This is a genomic window from Gammaproteobacteria bacterium, assembly GCA_035546635.1.
In the GTDB taxonomy this organism is placed as follows: Bacteria; Pseudomonadota; Gammaproteobacteria; order JAURND01; family JAURND01; genus DASZWJ01.
Map to the genome: position 1 here is coordinate 20704 of DASZWJ010000045.1, position 21625 is coordinate 42328.

Here is a 21625-nt window from a genome sequence, read left to right on the forward strand (position 1 = left end):
CTTATGAAAATAATTGAAACAGCTAGATTGATATTGCGCACCTGGCAAAGCGAAGATCTTGATCCCTATTATCGTATAAACCAAGATCCCAAAGTGATTGAATTTTTGCTAGGGACAATGTCCCAAGAAGAAGTCAAACAGTTTATCGATAAGAATAATCAGCAACAAGAAACCAGAGGCTTTACTTTATGGGCTGCTGAATTGAAAGTGACGCATGAACTCATAGGTTTTATCGGCCTAAACTATACGGATTGGCCGGCTCACTTTACGCCCGCAGTTGAAGTGGGTTGGCGTTTGGGTTCAGAGTACTGGGGTAATGGCTATGCGACAGAAGGAGCGAAGGCTTGCTTAGATTATGGATTCAATCAATGCGGTCTTAAAGAAATTGTTTCATTTACCGTGCCTGCTAACCTACGCTCTATTCGCGTAATGGAAAGGATTGGCATGCTGCGTGATGTAAATGATGACTTTTCTCATCCCAGGTTGGCGTCTGAGCATAGGCTTTCGAGACACGTGTTATATAGGATTAAACATAAAAATTGCGATTAAATTCCAATTTATTATCTTGTGCATCATTATTCAATACTAACCTTTCTTCCAAACATAATCTTGGACTGAAGACCTCTATATAAATCAAAAAAAATTGTCCAGTAGAGGGCGCTAAATGTTAACACTATTTTAAGAATGCTAGGCTAAAATTTTTATAATTTTTAGGCGTTGGAGAAATAAATGAGTACAGAAGAATTCAAAGAGCATCCATATCTAGGTAGTAGCTTTATTGAAGAGGGGGAAGACGGAGAACAGGTAGGTTTGGTATCTGTTTTTGTTCCAGAAGTTGGCTATTACAATCTACTTGAAGCTTACCAAGATCGAGCTGCAGTGAATTTAGATTTAAATGATAGCTCACAACAAATTGAGGGGCTCTTTTCTAGAGATTTTGCTGCTTGTGTTGCAATTATTTTAAGAAGTGAGGATAGCTCTAAGATATCTTTAATGCATATATCTTCCATTTATGATCGAGGAGAGGAAGCGGAATGGTTTAAAGACGAGGTAGCTTTTGTTTCTAATAGTAATAAAAATGATTATAGTATTGAGCTTGGCATAAGTAAGGAAGGATATGAAATTAGCTACGATAAAAAAGATTCGGGCTCAAAAAAACCAGATGATTTCGTAACTGAAAAAATAGCCAGCATCAAAGCGCAAATTATAAGTTTAACTAACAAAGAAGTGAGTGTTGTTCATAAATTACCTTACTCTATGATCTTAATAGATATCGAGGGTACTGTCATCAATTTTGAAGGTATAAACAGAGACGAAATAGAAGTAGTGCCGCAGGAGAATATAGTGTCGCAGGAGGAGGTAGTAGCGCAGGAAGAGATAGGGCTGCAGAAAGAAGTAAATGATGATGATGGTTTTTCTAAAGACCCAATTGAATTACCTAGCGCACAGATAACTGAGTCATCAAGAAAAGGACCTTTAACAGTGGACAGTAAACTTAATACTCAGGTTGTTGCAGATTCTTTCCGTTTCCTGCATTCCCCCATGGAAAAGAAGAGCAAAAGAAAGCTGCCCTCAGACCAAGTCCTTGAGGACCGGCAAGACCCCAAGCGTCATCAAACTAAAGAAGAGATGGTTGAATTGGTACCATTTAGTTCTCTGCCTTCTTGATTCGGATTTGAAATTCACGTAAGAATTAGGTGTGATGTAATTCGAGCACAAAGTGACAAAGTGTTTGTATATTGATCTTGTATCTAATTTGGTTATAAAGTTTTATAGTCGTTGGCGCGAAACTCAAAGCGTGTCATTCGCGCCAACGACTAGTTACGTCACTTTTACAAGGATTGTCATATGGATGCTAAACGGATCAAAAAAATTCTATCCACTGCAAGTCCACCGAACTTAAGAAATTATACTTCCTCTTCATCCTTTACCTGGGAAAAGTCATTAGCTGAGCTGGATGGATTGCCGGAAGAGAAAGGTATTAATATTGCTCATGAAGCAGTGGATCGTCATGTTTTGCGTGGCAAGGGCTCCGATATTGCTTTGCGTTTTATTGATAAAGCTGAGCGAATTACTGAATTTTCTTTTCAACAACTAAAAGATGCCAGCAATCAATTTGCTAATGTCTTGAAAACCTTAGGTATCAAAAAGGAAGAGCGTGTTTTTGGGCTCACTAATCGAACACCTGAACTTTATATCACTGCACTTGGCGCCTGGAAAAATCGTAATGTTTTTTGCCCGCTTTTTTCTGCATTTGGTCCTGAACCGATTAAGGCGCGAATGCTCATTGGATCTGCTAAGGTTTTAATCACTACTGCCGAGCTTTACCGGAAAAAAATCTTAAAAATACGTGCTGCATTGCCGGAATTGCAGCATGTCATCCTAATTGGTCAACAAAAACTAGAAGAAGATTTCAAAGATACATTAAACTTTCAAGATCTCTTAGCTTCAGCTTCTACAGACTTTACCATCGAACCTACCAAGCCTGAAACCATGGCTTTACTGCACTTTACTAGCGGCACCACTGGAACTCCAAAAGGTGCGATTCATGTACATCAAGCCGTAGTTGCTCATTACATCACCGGTAAAATTGCCTTGGATTTTCATCCCACGGATATTTTTTGGTGCACTGCTGATCCTGGTTGGGTCACAGGAACTTCTTATGGCATCATTTCACCTCTGACAAATGGCATTACCAGTATTGTGGATGAAGCTGATTTTGATGCACAGCGCTGGTATCGTATTTTGGAAATGGAAAAAATCAGTGTTTGGTATACAGCGCCGACTGCGATTCGCATGATGATGAAAATGGGCACTGAACTGGTTAGGCAACACAGGCTCCCGCAACTTCGATTTATTGCTAGCGTTGGGGAGCCGTTAAATCCTGAGGCTGTATATTGGGGTATGGAAGCATTCAATCTTCCCATCCACGATAATTGGTGGCAGACAGAAACCGGTGGCATCATGATAGCTAATTATATCAGCATGGATATTAAGCCTGGATCGATGGGGCGGCCTTTACCTGGGATTGAGGCGGCTATTGTTAAACGCTTGCCGAATGATAAGCTGCAAATTATTCATGAAGCTGGGGTCAAAGGAGAGTTAGCTTTGAAAGCTGGTTGGCCTTCTATGTTTCGTGGGTATCTGCATGAAGAGGAGCGTTATAAAAAATGTTTTCTCGAAGATTATTATTTGACAGGCGATCTTGCCACCTGTGATGAAGAGGGCTATTTTTGGTTTGTAGGACGGGCAGATGATATTATCAAATCTTCGGGACATCTGATCGGTCCCTTTGAGGTGGAAAGCGCTTTGATGGAGCATCCGGCCGTGGCTGAAGCCGCCGTTATTGGTAAACCAGATCCAGTGGCATTAGAAACAGTCAAAGCTTTTATCGCCTTAAACCAGGGTTTTCAAGCAAGTGAAGCGTTAAAATTAGAAATTATCGGTTTTGCGCGAAAACATTTGGGCGCTGCTATTGCGCCGAAAGAAATTGATTTTTTAGACAGCTTGCCCAAAACCCGTAGTGGAAAAATTATGCGTAGGTTGTTAAAAGCACGCGAATTGGGATTTCCTGAGGGTGATACTTCCACTTTGGAGACATCACTATGAGTGATTTAGATTTACTCTATCAAATGATTTTAATTCGTCGCTTTGAAGAAAAAGCGGCAGAGCTCTATAGTGCCGGTAAAATTCGCGGTTTTTTACATCTTTACATTGGTGAAGAAGCCATTGCTGTCGGATCAATGCGGGCATTTACCCCAGATGATAATATTGTTGCCACCTATCGTGAGCACGGCCATGCTTTGATGCGCGGCATCTCCGCCAGCACCATCATGTTAGAAATGTATGGTAAGCGGGAAGGGTGTAGTGGCGGGCGCTGTGGATCCATGCATTTATTTTCTGCCGAAAAAAAATTTATTGGTGGTAATGCCATTGTCGCAGGGGGTATGCCTTTAGCAGTGGGTTTTGGGTTGGCAGCCAAAATGCAAGAGCAGCCGATAGTGACAGCGTGTTACATCGGTGATGGTTCAATTGCAGAAGGGGCTTTTCATGAATCTGCCAATTTGGCCGCACTATGGCAATTGCCAGTTTTGTTTTTATGTGAAAACAATTTTTATGCCATGGGAACTAAGTTGAGTGAGCATCAATCCCAAACTGATCTGGCTGCTAAAGCTAAGAGTTACAATATGCCAGCCGTTAAAGTAGATGGTATGGATGTAAAAGCGGTGCTGGAAGCTACGCAAAAGGCCGCAGATTTTGCTCGCAGTGGGCAAGGACCTTATTTTATTGAATTTGAAACCTATCGCTTTCGTGCGCATTCCATGTATGACCCCGATCTTTATCGTGATAAAGCGGAGATCGAAGCTTGGAAACAAAGAGATCCCATTAAAAATTTCTATGAGAAATTGAGTAGCCAAGGTATCGCTTCGCCTAAAGATTTACACCATATTGAAGCGCGTGTTCAGGCAGAAATTAACCAGGCTGTGATCGATGCGGAAAATGGAACCTGGGAGCCGGTTCAGGATTTAACCAAAAATGTTTATAGAGAGGTTACTCTATGACACTGCAATTAATGACTTATCGTGAAGCACTAAAGCAAGCGCATCGTCAGGCTATGTTGCGCGATTCACGGGTCTTTCTGATGGGAGAAGATGTCGGTGTATATGGTGGAACTTATGCGGTCAGTAAAGGTCTGTTGCAGGAGTTTGGTGCAGAGCGCATTCGTAACACACCCTTATCAGAAAATACATTCGTAGGTGCTGGTATTGGTGCGGCCATAGGTGGGATGCGGCCGATCGTTGAGATCATGACCATTAATTTCAGCTTGTTAGCTTTGGATCAAATTATCAACACTGCAGCGACGATCCATCATATGTCTGGTGGACAATTTAATGTGCCATTGGTGATGCGAACTGCAACCGGCGCCGGCCGGCAGGTTGCCGCACAACACTCACATAGCTTTGAAGGCTGGTATGCCCATATTCCGGGCATCCGCATACTTTCTCCCGCTACCGTAGCGGATGCATTTGGTATGCTGTGGCCGGCATTGCAAGACCCCAATCCAGTGCTGATTTCTGAGCATACGACTTTATATAATTTGGAAGAAGAAATTGATACCCGTCTTGATAGCGTAGATATTTACAAAGCGGTGATTCGCAAAGAAGGACATGATGTCACAGTCATTGCTTACAGTGCCATGTTATTAAAAGCCATGCAAGCCGCTGCAGAATTAGAGCATGAAGGAATCAGTGTAGAAGTAATTGATTTGCGCAGCTTGCGACCATTGGATGTACAAACCATCATTACGTCTATCCAAAAAACCCATCGCGCGGTGGTCGTTGATGAAGGTTGGAAAAGTGGCAGTTTGTCTGCCGAAATTATGGCGAGAATTATGGAAAATGCCTTTTACGAATTGGACGCACCAATCATCAGGGTATGTGCGGCTGAAGTGCCAATTCCATATCCCAAACATCTTGAAGAAGCAGCCATTCCACAAACCTCATCAATAGTTGCTGCCATTCGGCAAGTGGTAGGTCACCATGTATGAATTCAAAATGCCGGCATTGGGCGCTGAAATGACATCGGGTAAATTACTTGAATGGAAAGTGAAAGAAGGAGACAGTATCAAGCGTCTAGATATTATTGCCGTTATTGATACTGACAAAGCTGCCATTGAAATTGAGAGTTTTGTCGAAGGCGTGGTGCAGTCGCTATTGGTTCAACCAGGAGAAAGAGTGCAGGTAGGTGCTGTCTTGGCTTTGATTCGTGAAACAGGTGAAGCTGCATTAATCCCTGCCAAAGCACCTGCACCTGTTTCTAAAGGTAGAGCATTTAAAATTTCTCCCTTAGCTAGGAAAATGGCTGAACAATGGGGGATAGACCCAGCAAATATTGTAGGCACAGGTCTTGACGGTGTGATTACCGAAGCGGATATTGAAAAATTCAGGGCCACCACGACAGCCTTGTCTTCTTCCGATCGCACTTTGGCAATGCAAAAAGTGATCGGAGCTGCAATGGCTAGATCAAAAAGAGAGATTCCACATTACTATTTGTCTTGTGAAATTGATTTAAATTTAGCTTTGAAATGGCTTGAACAATACAATAGCATTCATCCCATGAGTGAAAGAATTTTATATGTGGTCTTGCTTATCAAAGCAGTCGCCGAATCTATAAAAAAATTTCCACAATTTAATGGTTTTTATATCGATGACGAATTTCATCCCGCTCCATCAGTGCATGCTGGGATTGCTATTGCACTGCGCGGCGGTGGCCTGATTGCTCCGGCTTTACTTAATGTCGATCAATTAAGTTTGCGTGAAATCATGCAAGGCCTTACCGATCTTGTCAGCAGGGCGCGCAGCGCAAAATTAAAAGGCTCTGAGATGTCAGATTCAACCATCACAATTACCAATCTGGGGGAGCTTGGTGTTGATTCAGTGTTTGGGGTGATTTATCCCCCTCAGGTGGCGTTGATTGGGTTTGGCAGAATTTCACCTCGCAACACGATCATTGCTTCGTTGGCCGCTGACCATAGAGTCAGTAACGGCCATTTAGGCGGCCGATTTCTTTCAGCAATCCAACAATTTCTGCAGGAACCCATTCATTATGGCCAGTCCCCAATCGCTCGATGACATTCAAGCAGCTGTGTTTCATGCTTTGCATTTGATTGCGCCAGAGGCTGATTTGCAAACCCTCAATCCCCAAGCTCCACTGCGTGAAGAATTAGATATGGATTCGATGGATTTTTTCCGTTTTATGTTACAGCTTAATCAAGCTTTACAGATTGATATTCCCGAAGCAGATTATGGGCAACTGTCAACTTTAAAAAGTTGCCTTGAGTATCTGAGTTTAAAAATAAGCAAAAGCTTAGGTTTGCCTTAGAGGCAGTAGGTGCGGTTTTACCTATCCGCAAGATTAACTTATTATCAAAAAGTGCTTGACCGAACCAAAGTTGATAGAGCTCTGTGCGGTCGAAAGGAGGTGACCCCGTCAAACTATCAAAACCCTGCACTGTCCCGACATCAGCATTGCTGGGCATGCCATTAAATTGCAGCATTTGAATGCCAAACAGGCCGCCATCCCACCATGATAATTTTCAGTATCTAGGGTAAGTCCCAAAATGAGGGAACTATTACCCGTTAAATCCTGATTACTTTTTCCTCCTGCCAATAGTCAGTTTCCATCACCAATCCAACTCTCTCCTGGGCGGATTCCAGAATTCTTGGTAAAATTAAATAAACGCCCTAAATCTCCATTACCGGGATTCACTCTGCAGCTGGATTTGAGCTAATGCTCAAATCAGAAAAAGTGCTGAAGTTATTTTCAGCAGTGTTAGCAGTCAAAGGCGGTTGATTAGCCAACGACAATGAAGATGCTAATGATAGGCTTATAGTCAGTGCTGCATTTTTTCGGCAGAGTGAGGCAAAAAAATTTTTATTCATATTGTGTGCTGCAAAACATGCTGATTCTGCTCAAAATCTCATGATTGTCTATACATCGTACCACTAGAGTAATGGAAAGTAAAAAATGAAAAAAATCGTGGTTGATGTAAAAAAACCAATGCACATAACAACCAGTAAAGCGACGAATGGAGAATTTATATGAGACCATTTCACTTGGCAATTCCTGTGCCAGATTTGCAAAAAGCACGCCATTTTTATGGAACTATTCTTGGTTGCCCTGAAGGCAGATCAGATGACACTTGGATTGATTTTGATTTTTTTGGACATCAACTGGTTTTTCATCTAAACCCTAATCAGAAAATCGATCGCTTTGTTAATCCCGTAGATAGTCACCCCGTACCTTTGCCGCATTTCGGTGTCATATTAAATTGGCAAGATTGGGAAGCCTTAGCTGCCAAAATCCAAAATCATCAAATCGAGTTTGTTATTAAGCCTTATGTTCGCTTCAAAGGTGAACCAGGAGAACAAGCTACCATGTTTTTTTATGATTCTAATGGCTTATCTTTAGAATTTAAAGCATTTAAAAATGATTCTATGATTTTTGAGAAATAGTTAAAGAAGGTATCATTGGCCTAGTTCACATGAGGCTTCCCTTTTATTGTACAGTGTTCAATTAGTTATTGAACACTGATTAGTTGTTGGTTACTATGGGCTTATTGTCAATAGCTTAATGGTTATAGGCAATCCTAAAAAGCTTGGCTGTGTTAAAGTCTCCATACCCTCGTCACGGCCTAGAAAAAATAACAACGGTTCAATATCATTTGAGGTAAGTTAAAATGAATAAAATATTTTTTCCAATTCTAATGGTGTGTGGTCTATTTACTCAAGCAGCGTTCGCGCAGGGTTCTATTTATTATTTCCCCACAGTCGAAGAAGCGCAAAAATATTGTCCGTCTTTAACTAATTCAAGTTATGATTTGATCTTTAAGTCAAATTCTTATGTAGATCATAGTGCAGGTATCATAAGCGGAAAATCTCAAAATAATAGTTTATTTTTGAGTGCTAATAATGTGCTCGAACCAATGAGTTGGAATTCTCAAACAGGAATAATTAACGATGCCCAATTTCGAAGTATAGATGGCAACTATGGATTTATTTCTGGTGATAAAACTACTTGTTATTATGCTTATCAAGGTTGGACTGGTGTTACAGTTTATTTGAATATGAGTAATTAGTTCCTTTAAACTATTTTTTTAAATAGCGCGATACAGCTTGCACCAAATGATATTTTTGAGTTACGTATTCTGTTTAACTCCCAATGATTTAGTTTATTAAAAAATCTATTAATTAATGCGGCTGGATTGTGCTCTTGAATGTTATTTGCAAATTTTTTTTCTTCAGACAACAGCTTGCCAATGCCAAGGCGATATGGAAGAGTCCGCAGAGAAAAAGTAATAGGTGGTAGGTAAAAAAAGAAATAAGAGGAGTAAATGGGTTTCAAGCCACTTTGATTAGCTAATTTTATAAGTGATTTTAAGGTGTATCGTCTAAAATGACCTGCTTGATTGTCTGCCTTTGACCATAATATATTATAGGCAGGTACCGTAACATAGATCATTGTTCCTGTTTGTAGCATTGAAGATAACTCATTCAAGGCTTTTTGGTCATCCTCAATATGCTCAAGAACGTCAAATAATCCTACGGCACCAATTGAATTATGCGCGAACGGAAAATCCTGAAAAGGTATATTATAAATCTGCTGTAGTCCACGAAATTTCGCATTTAAACAACCTTCATAGCCCGGCTCGACAAGAAAGAATTTCCTATCTGGATACTTTTTCGCTAAATATGCAATTTGAAAACCATTCCCACCGCCAATATCAACAAAGTTTTGTTGGAAAGGAAAGCGCTGAATCACAGAATGTAATAGGTTATTTCGGTGCTGAAACCAGAAGCTGTTTTCTTCTAATTTCATATTATTCCTGTTTCCCATGGCTGGATAGGATATAGCTATTGAAGAACAAGTTGTCCAAATACCATTTTTGTCGAGTATTAATTTTTTCATATTTGCAAACGATATCAGACGGTGTATAACTTCACATATTCCCTCATTTTAGAACAGGAGAATCATTCAGGGTCAGGCCTGATTTTGTTCCATTGATTCTTTTTGTGTTCATATGCCCAAAGCGAAGACTTGATCCGCATGCCTTAGTTTATAGATCCTGGTTTGCTAATGTAAATTACCCAATGGTTAACAAAAAGTAACCACTATTATAAAATTTAGAAGCACTATTCAGATAAGGTATTATAAGCTGAATTATTGTTCATGGTGATGGATATGATGCCACTATTTTGTATTTCCATAATTTCAATATGATCCAAACGTGGTCCAAATTTTGAAACTACTTTAGAAGCGGCAAAATTAGCTAATTTACCTGCTGTTTCGAAGCTATGTCCCTGCGTGATTGCATATAAAAAGGTTCCCGCAAATATATCGCCCGCCCCAACGGTATCCAATACTTCGGTGGGATATGCGGCAATGTGCGAAAACTTATAACCATCATAGGTAAGTGAACCATTAGCACCCAACGTGATTACAAATTGTCGCGCATATTGTTTAAGAGCTTGTTTTGCTTCTTCTAAAGTAGAGGTCTGTGTAAAAAGCATTGCTTCTTGTTCGTTGCTAAAAATAATGTCTACTTGATTGCCAATGATTGAATGAAGCTTATCTTTAAAATAGAGCACCATATTGGGATCTGATAAACAAATAGCGGTTTTCACATGAAATTTTTGCGCCATTTCACGCACGATGATGGCTGCTTCACAGCTGGGAGGTGATGCCACTAAGAATCCTTCAATATAAAGATACTCTGAGTTTTTTAATGCGCTTTCAGAAATTTCCGCTTTAGAAAATTCAGCGGTAATTCCGAGGTGGGTATTCATGGTGCGGTCTGCATCTGGTGTCACTAATACAATACATTTTCCCGTAGTTCCAGGATATAACGCGTCGGTCAAATTGGTATCAACGCCTTGTGAAGTTAAAGTGTTATAATAAAACTTTCCGGAGCTATCATTGCCTACTTTACATGAAAAAAAAGTGCGTGCTCCTAATTGTTGTAGGGTAACTAGCGTATTTCCTGCCGAGCCGCCACATTCTTTCAGATGTTTGATACCATCAAGTTCTTCTAATAAGCGATGATGTTTATCTTCATCAATTAAAGTCATAACGCCTTTTTCAATATTAAGTCGCTCAAGCGTCGCATTACTCACTTCAAAATCGATATCAACTAACGCATTACCGATACCATACACCTGATATTTTTTCACTTTGAACGCCTCCATTTAAAAGTGCTTTATTTATTCGTGTAATTACTTTTGCAATAAATTCTTATTTATCACGATACACTCCTGAAGGGAACTTCTTATTCATAATAATTGACAGCAAGCACTGCTGAGGCAAATTCTGTTGCATTTCGACCTGCAACTGAAAACCAGGGGCCGGCAATGATACCTAAGTGTGAATTGAAATTATATTCCATAGCAGGGGCTAAACTTAGTTCATTGCCTGAAGGACCATTTTCAATTGCCGGCAAGCCTTCTGAGTTGGTTCCAGTTATTCCGGTAAAATTGGAACCTCCATTTGCTGTGTACAATATATCTAAAGCAGGAACCCAATGATTGGTTAAGGTGTATTCCATTGCCAAGTCAGCACTGAATTGATTACCTAACTTTACATTACCACTTGTTTCATTGTTACCGCCAAAAGAATTCACACCTTGAATACGAGTTGTAGAAGGCAGTGTATAGCCTAAAGCCAGTCGATCACGAAAGTACTTAGTGGCTGTGACATGCCATAGTTGCTGAAAATTTAAACCAAAACTTGTCTGATATGCCCCTGTACCAGTAGCATCCGTCCCTTTTCTATTTGGATTTAAGTCCTCAAAATCACCCGTTGGAACAGTCTCACTGATAGTGCCGCGCAGACTGGGATGCCAGGTATCAGTCACCCCTCTTAACAACTGGAATCCCAAAGTAAAAGTAGCATCACCCGCATCACTGTTCGTTTCTCCATCGGTATGGTTAAACACATAGGGTATAGCCGCTTGAAAATCCATAAAACTGGTGAGCCCTAAGGAGATGATTAATGTTGGGCTGACTGTATAAAAATTATTAGCAAAATCAACGGCCTTTCTATCGCTGTTATAAACCCCATAGGCGTTGGTAAAGAACACATAAGGTTCAATATTAAAATGTCCGGCAGGAATAGTATTACCAGAGCCCGCCAAAAGAGGACCTGTAAACCAGGGTAAGTCTTCATCAGCGGCGGAGTTAACAACACTGGCGGGCAGCACTGCAGAGGGCTCAGTCCCAGAGCTTGGATCACCTAACGCTAATCCATTAGTTGCATGCAGCAAACTGAGAAGACCGGTCACGGCAACAATAAGAGAGGGATTTTTCATGTATAAATCTCACAGATTTAGTTAAAAAGCTTATATTAATTAGAAGCATAATTCACAGCTAGCCACCTCTAGCCAAATTAAATCACATGCCTAAAATAAAAGGGGTTTATCAAAATAACAGAGCTTGGATTAAGGGGTCAAGTCTAACTTTGTACACTTGGACAGCTGATAACTCAGTCCCGAGGTTTTCATAGTAAAATAAACCCTAAAATAGAGCCACAGGCTTGCTTACGCCCATGGTGCCACTATTAAATATTCGCATGGCTGATAACAAAAAAGAAATCAACGAGGTGAAAGAAATAACAAGTAAACGCGATGCATTGATCGATCTCGCGGAGCATAAAGAAAATTCTGCAAACTTCAGAAACAAATCTAAACAAAGCAATTTGCAGCTTTCCCGCAACAATTAACCGCTTTAATGCAAAACCTCGCAAGAAAAAATTCTGATTTAAACCCCACTGTATGTGTCTTTTGGAACAGACCTTATCTACCTCCAGCCCAATCCGAATTAGCTAATCAGACTAAAGCTATGCGGAACCAAATTCAGCGACCAGAGCATCTATAAAACTACGCAACTTGATGGTCGGTTTGCGAGCCGCAGGATAAACCACATGCATTGATTTAGTAGGGCCTTCGTAGTCAGCCAGAAGCTATGGGGTTAGACTATGGGGTCAAATTTTGACATATGACATTGATTTTTGCTTCAATGTCATATGTCAAAATTTGACCCCATAGGCTGCTTAACTTAACGCTCCCCGCGAGGTAGGGATTGCAGAACAATACCTGCAACCCATTGTGAGCGTGTGGTTGCATCTAAAATATTTACATGCCTATATCATTACGCATTGATTTTATTGAAAAATTAATCATATTTCGAAAAAATCAACAAGCTCTTGCAGAAAATCCAGGCCATATCGAAAATAGCTAAATTGAGGTCTCTGGCTATCATGATAATGATTCATGGGTATAGGTTTTTTCACAGCTCGCCATTCACTCACGTTGTGTGCCCAACACAATGTCAACGCTAACAAAGTCATTACTTTTTCTAAGCGATCCAGCGCAGTAATATGAGTTTGTTCAAAATTAAAACCCCGTCCTTTTAAATTTTGAAATAAAGATTCGATTTCCCAGCGCCGCAGATAAATTGAAATAGCATTTTTGGGATGTTGATTAGTAGCCACTATCATCAATTCTCCACCTTCTGAGCGAGAACCTGCTAAAAAAACGGCTGTATTATCCCACAGATTAATTTTCATCATATAAATCGATTTTTCTTTCGGATTTAAATGATTAAAGATTTTTTTAGCTTTTACCCATTTTTTGCCTGCGATATTTGCTTGGCTGCCTTCCTTGATGCGAATATAAAAAGCAATTTTTTCCTTATTAAACCATTTAAAAAATGCTTTGCTGGCAAATTCCCTATCTCCTAAAACCCCTAAAATGCACTCTTTTCCAAATACAGATACAAATCGTTCCATTAAAGCAATATGCTCTTTAGCTGATGCATTACCTGCTTTGGGTAACAACTCCCAGAATAAAGGAATTGCTATACCTTCATAAGCTACGCCTAGCGTAAAGACATTTATCTTCGCTTTACCTAAAAACCAATTTGTTCTGTCTATTGTCAAATAAAGCTTTTTCTCAGTAAAACCAAACCATTTAAATATCAATCGCGCCATTACCGCTGCATCAATGTTAAATTCTCGAAAGAAGCTTTTTAAGCGTTTATAGCGTGATGATTGCTGCACTGGACTGTCCATCACCACAGCCATTTTGAACAAGCTTATTGTTCTTGCTGCTAGCAAGGCTAATATCATTAAACTAAAACAAGTTAATCTGGCCTTGTTCCATTTTAATTCTTGGCCTAGAATTCGAACTAACTCGCTGGTTTTATTTTTATCCATATAATCTCCTTTTCTTTGTCGAAAATGATTATATGTTTTTCTTTCAAAATCAGCGAGTTATCTCGCGCAATTCTTTTTTATTCTTCTTTTTTCAATTTTCGTACCCTACAGAGGTATTTTTGTTGTCGGACATATGGGGGCAGGCAAGGCATTGCTGAGTGAAGCCCTAGCTAAAAAACTGGGATGGCAGTTTATTGATGCCAATCCTAGTTTAGAACGGTATATTGGGCGAAATTTGCATGAAATTTTGGGAAGACAGGGTGAAGAAGCTCTTCATCAATGTGAGGCCGAAATCATATCTCATTATAAGGGTAAAGAACAGGTTGTTGTCTTGATGGAAGAAGCGGTGATTGCTACTGAACAAAATAGGAAACTGTTATCCTCAGAATTTGTTGTTTATTTGAAAGTGACAACACCTATGCAGATCGAGCGAATGCAAGTCAATCTGAGCAATCGACCTCCAGTTTTACCAATCGCCGATCTCAAAGCTTTTTTAGATAAACAACACCTTGAACGTGATAATTTTTATGAAGAGGTAGCGACACTGACCGTCGAGTCCATTTCTGTTGAAGAAGGTGTGAATACAATAATAAAAGCCGTTGAGAAGTTTTGAAGCATGCATCCTGAACCACAAGCTACATTATTGCGGCGATTTTTCTTATTTTTATTAGTAACTCAACATCCTTCCAGTCATCACAATTGATTTTGTGCATTGATGCAAAAACTTATTGGGAAATATCATGTTAACAACTGAGATGAAGTATTTGCCTGCGAAAAATGAAGATGGCAATTTAACTGAATGGAAGTCAACAGTATTTTTGAGACATTTCATTACCAAAGATTTTATAAAGATTGGTGATTACACTTATTACGATACAAGTTTTACTGATGAAAATCCTGAAGATTTCGAGAATACAAATGTGTTGTATTTTCCGACAAATAATTCTCAATTAATCATTGGAAAATTTTGTTGTCTAGCCAATAAATGTAAATTCATGATGTCCGGGGCTCAACATCATTTAAATTCTTTTACTGCCTATCCTTTGTTTTGGAATTTTATCGATAATCCCGAAGTTAAAAGCTATATGGATATAATTCCGGACAAAAAATATTACCATAAGGAATATGATAATACAGTAGTGGGTAATGATGTTTGGATAGGTTATGATGCATTAATTATGCCAGGAGTAAAAATCGGGAATGGGGCTATTGTTGGAGCACGTGCTGTAGTGACTAAAGATGTGCCTCCATACGCGATTGTTGGAGGTAATCCAGCTAATATTATCCGAACACGGTTTGACGACAAAACGATTCATCGTTTACTTGAAATCCAATGGTGGAATTGGTCGATAGAAAAAATCATGAGCGCATACAGTGCCATTATGAATGCAGATATAAAAGCGTTGGCATCCTTCCAATCATTATAATCATTCGCTTCGTCACTCAATGCTTTCTCTAAGGTTATGGATGTAGCACAGAAAATAAAAATTTATAGCCTTCTTTTTCTTGGCATGGTATTCCGGCCTATGATGCTTGAAAAAATTAGCTATAGACCGGTTCCAAGCTCAATAAGCACAGAATAAATGGTACCTGGCCAAAGCCTCTTGGTGGCCACTGATTGGGATATACTGCATAATCACTGAGAAATTAGTTTTCTCGCCTATATATTCTTGTAGCGTTGTGAAATTAAATTGGACAACAGGTTGTTTAAGGTCAGCATGGCCTTCAGAATAAGCAAGGGGACAATCTTTAGCATGATCGCAAACTTTTATGTCAAGAAAAATAGTGCCTGCAGGCGGAATCTCTTTCGGGGTTAGCTGACAGGTGAATTTATAAAGTTTCTTAGGGTCTAATGTTAGAACTTGAATTTCCTCATTTTGTATCTCGCTATCATATGGAAAAACCTATCATAGCGGATATTAGAAATTTATTTGTGTAAGGTTTGTATAGAGTTTTTAAAACCCGAGTTATTTAGGATTTAAAACCACACTGAATCGTGCACCACCCAGTGGAGAATCACTGACCAATAATTTCCCGTTGTGGCGCTTTACTATGATGTCCGCAATAGCAAGACCTAAACCAAATCCTGGTGTATTGGATTCTAAGGTGACAAAAGGTGAAAAAATATGGGTTTTATCGGCATCATCAATGGCAGTGCCATCATCATCGACATGGATAATAATGCAGCCTGAGTTTTGCTGTTCTATGTGCAATTCAACCTGAGAGTCAGCATGTTTTAGTCCATTATTAATTAAATTACAAAGCATATGTTTCATTAGTTCAGAATCAAATGTGAGTAGGATGCCTGCCGGTATCTGCGAATCCAGTGTCATTTTTTTCGGTGCTTGTCGGTATTTGGAAATGACAGCAGCTAACCACTGATTAATGTCTACATTTTTGTAATGCAATGGGTATTCTTCAGCGCTAAAACGAGCATAATTTAAAAAATCGCTCACTAGATTGTTTAAATCAGACAAATCTTCTTTAAGGCTAATGATGTCCTGTTGGGCTTTTTCAGAGAGATTTTCCTGCTCCATGCTATTCACTGTAAATAACATGGTTGAAATTGGCGTTCGACATTCGTGTGCAATAAATCGAGTTAAATTGCGTTGTGATTGAATGAGATTTTGGATTCTATTACCCATTTTCAAAATGTTATCGTATAGCTGGCGCAAAGTGGAATGGCGACTTACTTTTTTAGGCGGAATTGAGAAATCAGCCTGACTAAATTGTTCAGTCAATTTATAGACGCTGTTTAAACTTCTACTGAATAGATAAGTCAGTAGAATAATAAATACCAAAGTCAGAAAAATAAAAAAGAGCAGCAAAACACCCCAGTAATTTTTCATATAGGCAGGATAGGAAATGGGTCCAATCTGTAGCAAGCTATTTTGTTTTGGCAAATTAGCGTACAGATATTTAATCTCTCCGGAATTGTTTGCGTCACTTAAAGCAACCCCATCGTGTTGTAAGGCTGAATATACTGATGGAGAGACTGTATTGGCCGGGATAATCGCCAATGGCAATCCATAGTTGGCCTGCAATTGTTGCAATTTTTCTGGCCATTTCTTGCGTGGCGTCTGTGATAATTCTAATATAATTAATTGGGTCATCCAGGCAGAGGCAGGACGAGCTACCACTTGAATGGGTACGTCTTGCATTCTAAGGGCATAGTGGCTCAGCCCTATGCGTTGATATAAAAACAAATCCTGAATTTCATAACCAAAAAAAGCATGAACCCCACCACGCTGCAATACGAACTCACCCGCCAACAAGCGCTGCTTTTGTGTATCTGACAATGAAATATCAGAAAGAGGGAGTATTGAAGCAGCTGTTCCATATTCTGGCTGCAGTTGTTTGATGATAGTTGGCCACGAGGCTTCAGGATAGTGCATGAGCTGTTGTTGTAATGAGTAAAAACCCCCTCGATACATCTGTTGCATTACCTGCTCTGACCCGCGTTCTTGTATGCTCTGATAAATCCAATAGATTCCGGCTCCTGCAATAATGGCAAGGATGCATAGACTGAACAGATATTTCGTGAAAAGTCGAAACATTAGGAGCTCCAGGTAGTGGAGATAAAAATATATCCTTTGGAATGTACCGTTTTAATGCGGTAAGGCTCCTCAATATTATCTTGTAATTTCTTGCGTAAATAGGAAATACGCAGATCAATGGTTCTATCAATGCCGTCAAAACTGACCCCACGCAAGGCTTGCATGATATTTTCACGATTAACGATGCGATCGGCATTTTTGGCTAAGAATACCAGCAATTCAAATTCCAGGGGTTTTAGATCTATGCGAGCACCCGATAGTGTGACTACACGTTCGATGATATTCAGGTGTAAATTGCCAAAAACCAGCTCTTTTAGTTGGATTGGTTGGTGATGACGACGCTGTAAGGCCTTGAGCCTTGCCAATAGAACTTTGGGTTCAATAGGTTTCACCACGTAATCGTCAGCGCCACTTGTTAACCCTTCGATCTGATCCTGATCAGTATCTAATGCTGTTAACATGAGTATCATACCGCGATAATCACCACGCACGGATTGGCAGACCTGGACGCCATCAAACCCAGGTAGCATGACATCCAGAATAACGATGTCGGGCTGATGTTTTAATATGTGATAGACCGCTTTATCGCCACGGGTTTCATGAGTGACACTATAGCCATTTTCCTGAAGATAAGCCTGGATACTCAACGCCAGCTTTTTGTTATCCTCAACTAATAAAATTTGAACCATGATTCTGTCTCAAAGGGCTGAGAGAATGGATTTATGACCAGTATCTGTTAGGTTTAATGAAATTTCAATATTTTTTAGGGAATCATGCCTATAGTTAGCCTTTATGGGGATGGAAGTTGTTTGTCAATCAGACAATAGTCTTCTACCTTGTGGTACTTAGAAAAATAATCACACCATTCCGGGAAAAAAACCTTGAGAATATCAGGCTCTATTTCCTGTAAATAACTCGATAATTCGAGTTCTTTCTCTGATAAAGGTAAATGGCGATAGGCCCCCTTGTATATTTGTATTTTATAGCCTTCTATCTGTCTAATAAATTCTGCAGCTCGTTCCTTCAGGTTTCCAGATTTTGAATAATCATTTAAAACTTCTTCATTAATTCGTTCTAAAGATAAACATTCAATGGAGCTTTTTAGTCTGTAATTTTTCATAGCATCTAGATATGTGTTTAAATTTTCTTTAGCTAATTTATCTATGAAAGTATTAGGGTTCAATAAAGAGGATTGGCTTAACAAATCTTTAAAATGCTTAATGCGTTCGAAACCTGCGTCTAACGCTTCTTTATGTGCATTATAGGCTGTTAAATCACCTTCCCAAGTTTCCGCCTGAGAAGAATCTTGAAAAAAAGGCCTTACAATTTCCATAGAGGCTAATACCTTGCTTGGCAGAAATAACCCTTGTCTGCGTAAATTGGTAAAATGTACGGCTACATGATGCAGCTCATTACGTAAAGTAGCTAATAGTTGCTCATCCGATGTACGACCATGGGTACGGATATAAACTGTGCGCTCTATAGGTGAATAATAGCCTTGTGACCCTCTCTCATCCTCTGCTATCAATTTAATAGAAAAATCAGGATCATGAAGTATATCGAGTAGTAATTTTGGATGGATGGCTTCTGATAGTAATGTTCTTATTTGCCTGATTTCTCTTTCTAAGGAAATGAGTAAAATCGAGTTTGAGGGTGTGGATATTATTTTTCGATACCAGTCTGGGTTAATGCTTATTTTCGTTTTTTCTATAGCTTCAGAAAGGGCTTGACTCTGTGCCAGAACCAATATTGGTTCTGGCGCAGCTTCAGGCTTTTTCTCCTTGGAATCAGACGAAGAAAATGTTTCTAAACTTCCACTAGCTTCACCTGGGTTATCTTCAGTCCAACATTTTTCCATTAAAAGATTGTCTGTTGGTTTTGGTGCACAAAAGTCTGGCGGTGGCGCTAATCCAAATTGATTGAGTTGCATCAGGTCAGATTCTTCACCTGAATCTTTGGCCGATGATTCTTTATAAACACTGATTTTATTAATCAAAGAAGCATGAAGAATAAATAAAACCTTCAAAACTTTAAAAGCATTTAATGGCATAATATTAAATCTTCTCGATGATTATTTAAGTTAAAAGTTTGGAATTTCAGGGCATGGCGGCTCTTGAAATGTTTTTCCCGAAGTTTCTTCAGAAGATTTCTTTTTTTCTGGGGTAAACATAGCTGATCCAAAATGGCTCGATGCTTGCAGAGGCTTTATTTCTGGTAGTTCAACGTAATCACCACGAGTTACCATGGTATTTTTTAAAGGTTGATCTTTACTAAAAATCGGCGTTACTTTTTTCTTTAAACTAGTGTCAAAAAATTGACCCACACACTCTGCAACTGTTTTGCTCGCTTCTACACCATTAATAGTTCCCGTTTGAATGGGTGTTCTAATATCCAAATTTCCAAAAATTCCTGGATCTTGCTTTTGCATTCCAATTAAAAATTGTTCAAATGCTTGTGCCGCGAGATGCGTTTGCAGGGTTGAATTATCTTTAAAATTATTATGGCAGCTATAATATTTATCACTTTCATCCGTACCTAATAAAATATGTGTGGTATTCTGATTAAAATAAAATGGTGTATCTGGTGCTTGTCCAGAGTAGTTTAATTTCCATGTTGTAGCATGCATTTGTAAGGATGGGATTTTAACTTCCCGACGAATATCCCAAGAATCAACTCCCACATCGACGCGTGCATCAAGTGCTGCAACACCTTGAAATAAATTGGGATGTTGTTGAGCTGCCAAGATTGACACAGACCCTCCCATAGAATGACCAAGCAACCCCACTTGGTCGATTTGCATCGAAGCATAAATAGGATTTTCTTTAGAAAGTTGTGAAAGGCTTTGACGAATAGATATGATTTCAGAAAGAACCTCTTTAGGTTCTTTTTCAGAGGCTTCAGGACTAGCGTGCAAGTCAGGGTTATGAATATTATCTCTGGCAATGACTATATAACCTCTACTGGCGAGATCAGAAATGGTGTTTTCATAATGTCCCGCAATACCTCCTGTTCCAGGACTAAAAATAATGACAGGAAACATTTGGTTTGGGACAACAACCAGACCTTCTTTTGAATAGGTTCTAACGGAATCCAGTGATTCTAAATCTTCTTCACTCACATCAACCTGACCTCCTTGAGGCTGACATCCTTTAATATCTAACTTCACCTTCTCTGCTAACTTAGAAGGACTGCCCGAGTCGATTTTTTCAAGTGACGGATAATAAACAGTTGCATTTAACTCTTTACTTTTTTGATATCCAACTGAATATTCTCCGGATGGTTTTACTAAATATTGAATAGAAGAAGATGGGGTTCCGATTAATTTCTGTTCGCGATGGGATAGCTGGCTTTCTTGGTCAAAATCTTGCATATATGATACCTCTTTTTTAAATGTGACTAAATTTTATCGAAAATTATAAATCAAATTATTTTAGGTATTTGTATAAGCTTTGTATAAGATCTATACGTGCAGAAAAAACATTAATTACCTTGATATCTCGTCATAACAACTCAGTTATACAAAAATTATACAATCAATAATTAATATTTATTGTATCTTTGCCATTGTGAAAATTAATCATCGTAAAAAATAAAGAGAGGTATATTATGCTTAGAGAAACCAAAAATTTTTTAAATGCCAATTGCCTGTATATCACTGGAAAATTAACATTATCTTTAATATTCGCCAGCATGCTATTTCTTTTAGCTGGTTGTAACACGGTGGCAGGAGTAGGTGAAGATATTCAATCGTTGGCAGGAAAGAAAAAGCCTACTTATAATTGTGTACCATTAGTTAATACTGTTGTTGCCAATCCTTCACCTCAACGCAATAAATCAGCTCATTAATTACAACAGATCGCCTCACAAAGCGATCTGTTATTTTTTTATAAAGAATCTACCGGTTGAGATTTGGTATATCCGATTGAAGTGGTTTCTGTGGGCATCATTTCGCTGCTTTCTGCGTTTTTGCTTTATGCTAGGTGTATGTGGTTAGGCATTCGGTGGGCAGGAGAATTTCATTCATGCTATCGATTACATCTTGAAAAACGATAAGGAATGGCGCAAAGTATCACAGCATTCCATGACAAATTCGCAGGAGTAAACCAGTTGAAAATAGGGTTTCTCCACTACCTAAGGAGAAGGCTATGGAAGATATGATCAAATAGCCTGGTTTCGTTCCACATAGACCCCGTCTCTTATATTTTATTTTGCTGGACTTCAGTAGACGGTCAAGCGTCGCGGGACTCATCTTGAGTAGCTTTGCTTTTATATCCGCAGATAACAAGCCATAATTATCCTCA

At 39.2% G+C, this 21625-nt stretch carries 23 protein-coding genes; 13 read left to right on the top strand and 10 right to left on the bottom strand.

What is annotated here, in order from left to right:
* Positions 1-3 precede the first annotated feature (3 nt).
* The 7 genes from VHE99_12085 (at position 4) to VHE99_12115 (ending at position 6882) form a co-directional block, all read left to right on the top strand.
* Positions 4-549, top strand: a complete 546-nt coding sequence (locus VHE99_12085) for a GNAT family N-acetyltransferase (GenBank protein HVV69747.1) — start codon at positions 4-6, stop codon at positions 547-549.
* 180 nt (positions 550-729) lie between these two features.
* Positions 730-1668, top strand: coding sequence for a hypothetical protein (locus tag VHE99_12090; protein ID HVV69748.1), 939 nt, complete (start codon positions 730-732; stop codon positions 1666-1668).
* A gap of 180 nt (positions 1669-1848) precedes the next feature.
* Positions 1849-3609 (top strand): acetate--CoA ligase, encoded by a 1761-nt coding sequence (gene acsA, locus VHE99_12095; GenBank protein HVV69749.1) that lies wholly within the window; start codon positions 1849-1851, stop codon positions 3607-3609.
* Positions 3606-4562, top strand: a complete 957-nt coding sequence (gene pdhA / locus VHE99_12100; protein ID HVV69750.1) for a pyruvate dehydrogenase (acetyl-transferring) E1 component subunit alpha — start codon at positions 3606-3608, stop codon at positions 4560-4562. The genes acsA and pdhA overlap by 4 nt, the downstream gene beginning before the upstream one ends.
* Complete coding sequence (locus tag VHE99_12105) at positions 4559-5548, top strand: alpha-ketoacid dehydrogenase subunit beta (GenBank protein ID HVV69751.1); 990 nt, start codon at positions 4559-4561, stop codon at positions 5546-5548. Before pdhA ends, VHE99_12105 begins: the two co-directional genes overlap by 4 nt.
* A complete protein-coding gene (locus VHE99_12110) occupies positions 5541-6632 on the top strand; it encodes a dihydrolipoamide acetyltransferase family protein (GenBank protein HVV69752.1) in 1092 nt (363 codons plus the stop codon). Before VHE99_12105 ends, VHE99_12110 begins: the two co-directional genes overlap by 8 nt.
* Positions 6607-6882 (top strand): acyl carrier protein, encoded by a 276-nt coding sequence (locus tag VHE99_12115; GenBank protein HVV69753.1) that lies wholly within the window; start codon positions 6607-6609, stop codon positions 6880-6882. Before VHE99_12110 ends, VHE99_12115 begins: the two co-directional genes overlap by 26 nt.
* 383 nt (positions 6883-7265) lie before the next feature.
* Here the strand turns inward: VHE99_12115 and VHE99_12120 are convergent, their stop codons facing one another.
* The gene (locus VHE99_12120; GenBank protein ID HVV69754.1) at positions 7266-7442 is read right to left on the bottom strand and encodes a hypothetical protein; all 177 of its coding nucleotides are present in this window, start codon (positions 7440-7442) and stop codon (positions 7266-7268) included.
* A 153-nt stretch (positions 7443-7595) separates the two neighbouring features.
* Here VHE99_12120 and VHE99_12125 point away from each other — a divergent pair, with 153 nt between their 5' ends.
* Together VHE99_12125 and VHE99_12130 are read left to right on the top strand one after the other, a co-directional pair.
* Positions 7596-8015 carry a VOC family protein gene (locus tag VHE99_12125; GenBank protein HVV69755.1) on the top strand — a complete coding sequence of 140 codons (420 nt, stop codon included), beginning with the start codon at positions 7596-7598 and terminating at the stop codon, positions 8013-8015.
* Between the two features lie 224 nt (positions 8016-8239).
* A complete protein-coding gene (locus VHE99_12130) occupies positions 8240-8638 on the top strand; it encodes a hypothetical protein (GenBank protein ID HVV69756.1) in 399 nt (132 codons plus the stop codon).
* Between the two features lie 5 nt (positions 8639-8643).
* On the opposite strand, the gene VHE99_12135 is transcribed toward VHE99_12130, so the two are convergent.
* From VHE99_12135 to VHE99_12145, 3 genes are all read right to left on the bottom strand, one after another.
* On the bottom strand, positions 8644-9378 hold the full coding sequence (locus VHE99_12135) for a methyltransferase domain-containing protein (protein HVV69757.1): 735 nt from the start codon (positions 9376-9378) through the stop codon (positions 8644-8646).
* Between the two features lie 314 nt (positions 9379-9692).
* The gene (locus VHE99_12140) at positions 9693-10730 is read right to left on the bottom strand and encodes an adenosine kinase (GenBank protein HVV69758.1); all 1038 of its coding nucleotides are present in this window, start codon (positions 10728-10730) and stop codon (positions 9693-9695) included.
* 95 nt (positions 10731-10825) lie between these two features.
* Positions 10826-11863 (bottom strand): hypothetical protein, encoded by a 1038-nt coding sequence (locus VHE99_12145; GenBank protein ID HVV69759.1) that lies wholly within the window; start codon positions 11861-11863, stop codon positions 10826-10828.
* A gap of 224 nt (positions 11864-12087) precedes the next feature.
* Between VHE99_12145 and VHE99_12150 the strand changes: the two genes are divergently transcribed.
* Entirely contained in the window at positions 12088-12273 is a 186-nt protein-coding gene (locus tag VHE99_12150) for a hypothetical protein (protein HVV69760.1), read from the top strand.
* Positions 12274-12729: 456 nt separating this feature from the next.
* Here the strand turns inward: VHE99_12150 and VHE99_12155 are convergent, their stop codons facing one another.
* Positions 12730-13767 (bottom strand): IS4 family transposase, encoded by a 1038-nt coding sequence (locus VHE99_12155; protein HVV69761.1) that lies wholly within the window; start codon positions 13765-13767, stop codon positions 12730-12732.
* A 133-nt stretch (positions 13768-13900) separates the two neighbouring features.
* Here VHE99_12155 and VHE99_12160 point away from each other — a divergent pair, with 133 nt between their 5' ends.
* Positions 13901-14380, top strand: coding sequence for a shikimate kinase (locus tag VHE99_12160; protein HVV69762.1), 480 nt, complete (start codon positions 13901-13903; stop codon positions 14378-14380).
* 127 nt (positions 14381-14507) lie between these two features.
* Positions 14508-15194: a CatB-related O-acetyltransferase gene (locus tag VHE99_12165; GenBank protein ID HVV69763.1), complete on the top strand. Its 687-nt coding sequence runs from the start codon at positions 14508-14510 to the stop codon at positions 15192-15194.
* 540 nt (positions 15195-15734) lie between these two features.
* Here the strand turns inward: VHE99_12165 and VHE99_12170 are convergent.
* The 4 genes from VHE99_12170 to VHE99_12185 form a co-directional block, all read right to left on the bottom strand.
* Entirely contained in the window at positions 15735-17324 is a 1590-nt protein-coding gene (locus VHE99_12170; GenBank protein HVV69764.1) for an ATP-binding protein, read from the bottom strand.
* Entirely contained in the window at positions 17324-18013 is a 690-nt protein-coding gene (locus tag VHE99_12175; GenBank protein ID HVV69765.1) for a response regulator, read from the bottom strand. Before VHE99_12175 ends, VHE99_12170 begins: the two co-directional genes overlap by 1 nt.
* A 101-nt stretch (positions 18014-18114) precedes the next feature.
* The gene (locus VHE99_12180) at positions 18115-19374 is read right to left on the bottom strand and encodes a hypothetical protein (protein HVV69766.1); all 1260 of its coding nucleotides are present in this window, start codon (positions 19372-19374) and stop codon (positions 18115-18117) included.
* 30 nt (positions 19375-19404) lie between these two features.
* Entirely contained in the window at positions 19405-20694 is a 1290-nt protein-coding gene (locus VHE99_12185) for an alpha/beta fold hydrolase (protein ID HVV69767.1), read from the bottom strand.
* Positions 20695-20930: 236 nt separating this feature from the next.
* Here VHE99_12185 and VHE99_12190 point away from each other — a divergent pair, with 236 nt between their 5' ends.
* Positions 20931-21170 (top strand): hypothetical protein, encoded by a 240-nt coding sequence (locus VHE99_12190; GenBank protein ID HVV69768.1) that lies wholly within the window; start codon positions 20931-20933, stop codon positions 21168-21170.
* A gap of 223 nt (positions 21171-21393) precedes the next feature.
* Here VHE99_12190 and VHE99_12195 read toward each other — a convergent pair.
* On the bottom strand, positions 21394-21625 hold a 232-nt coding region (locus VHE99_12195), incomplete at its 5' end, for a hypothetical protein (protein ID HVV69769.1).

Coding starts and splice junctions, on each gene's coding strand:
- VHE99_12170 (HVV69764.1), bottom strand. CDS start 17,324: ATGTTTCGACTTTTCACGAAATATCTGTTCAGTCTATGCATCCTTGCC.
- VHE99_12175 (HVV69765.1), bottom strand. CDS start 18,013: ATGGTTCAAATTTTATTAGTTGAGGATAACAAAAAGCTGGCGTTGAGT.
- VHE99_12090 (HVV69748.1), top strand. CDS start 730: ATGAGTACAGAAGAATTCAAAGAGCATCCATATCTAGGTAGTAGCTTT.
- VHE99_12190 (HVV69768.1), top strand. CDS start 20,931: ATGCTTAGAGAAACCAAAAATTTTTTAAATGCCAATTGCCTGTATATC.
- VHE99_12130 (HVV69756.1), top strand. CDS start 8,240: ATGAATAAAATATTTTTTCCAATTCTAATGGTGTGTGGTCTATTTACT.
- VHE99_12185 (HVV69767.1), bottom strand. CDS start 20,694: ATGCAAGATTTTGACCAAGAAAGCCAGCTATCCCATCGCGAACAGAAA.
- VHE99_12120 (HVV69754.1), bottom strand. CDS start 7,442: ATGAATAAAAATTTTTTTGCCTCACTCTGCCGAAAAAATGCAGCACTG.
- VHE99_12160 (HVV69762.1), top strand. CDS start 13,901: ATGGGGGCAGGCAAGGCATTGCTGAGTGAAGCCCTAGCTAAAAAACTG.
- VHE99_12110 (HVV69752.1), top strand. CDS start 5,541: ATGTATGAATTCAAAATGCCGGCATTGGGCGCTGAAATGACATCGGGT.
- VHE99_12135 (HVV69757.1), bottom strand. CDS start 9,378: ATGAAATTAGAAGAAAACAGCTTCTGGTTTCAGCACCGAAATAACCTA.
- VHE99_12165 (HVV69763.1), top strand. CDS start 14,508: ATGTTAACAACTGAGATGAAGTATTTGCCTGCGAAAAATGAAGATGGC.
- VHE99_12145 (HVV69759.1), bottom strand. CDS start 11,863: ATGAAAAATCCCTCTCTTATTGTTGCCGTGACCGGTCTTCTCAGTTTG.
- acsA (HVV69749.1), top strand. CDS start 1,849: ATGGATGCTAAACGGATCAAAAAAATTCTATCCACTGCAAGTCCACCG.
- VHE99_12085 (HVV69747.1), top strand. CDS start 4: ATGAAAATAATTGAAACAGCTAGATTGATATTGCGCACCTGGCAAAGC.
- pdhA (HVV69750.1), top strand. CDS start 3,606: ATGAGTGATTTAGATTTACTCTATCAAATGATTTTAATTCGTCGCTTT.
- VHE99_12105 (HVV69751.1), top strand. CDS start 4,559: ATGACACTGCAATTAATGACTTATCGTGAAGCACTAAAGCAAGCGCAT.
- VHE99_12180 (HVV69766.1), bottom strand. CDS start 19,374: ATGCCATTAAATGCTTTTAAAGTTTTGAAGGTTTTATTTATTCTTCAT.
- VHE99_12115 (HVV69753.1), top strand. CDS start 6,607: ATGGCCAGTCCCCAATCGCTCGATGACATTCAAGCAGCTGTGTTTCAT.
- VHE99_12155 (HVV69761.1), bottom strand. CDS start 13,767: ATGGATAAAAATAAAACCAGCGAGTTAGTTCGAATTCTAGGCCAAGAA.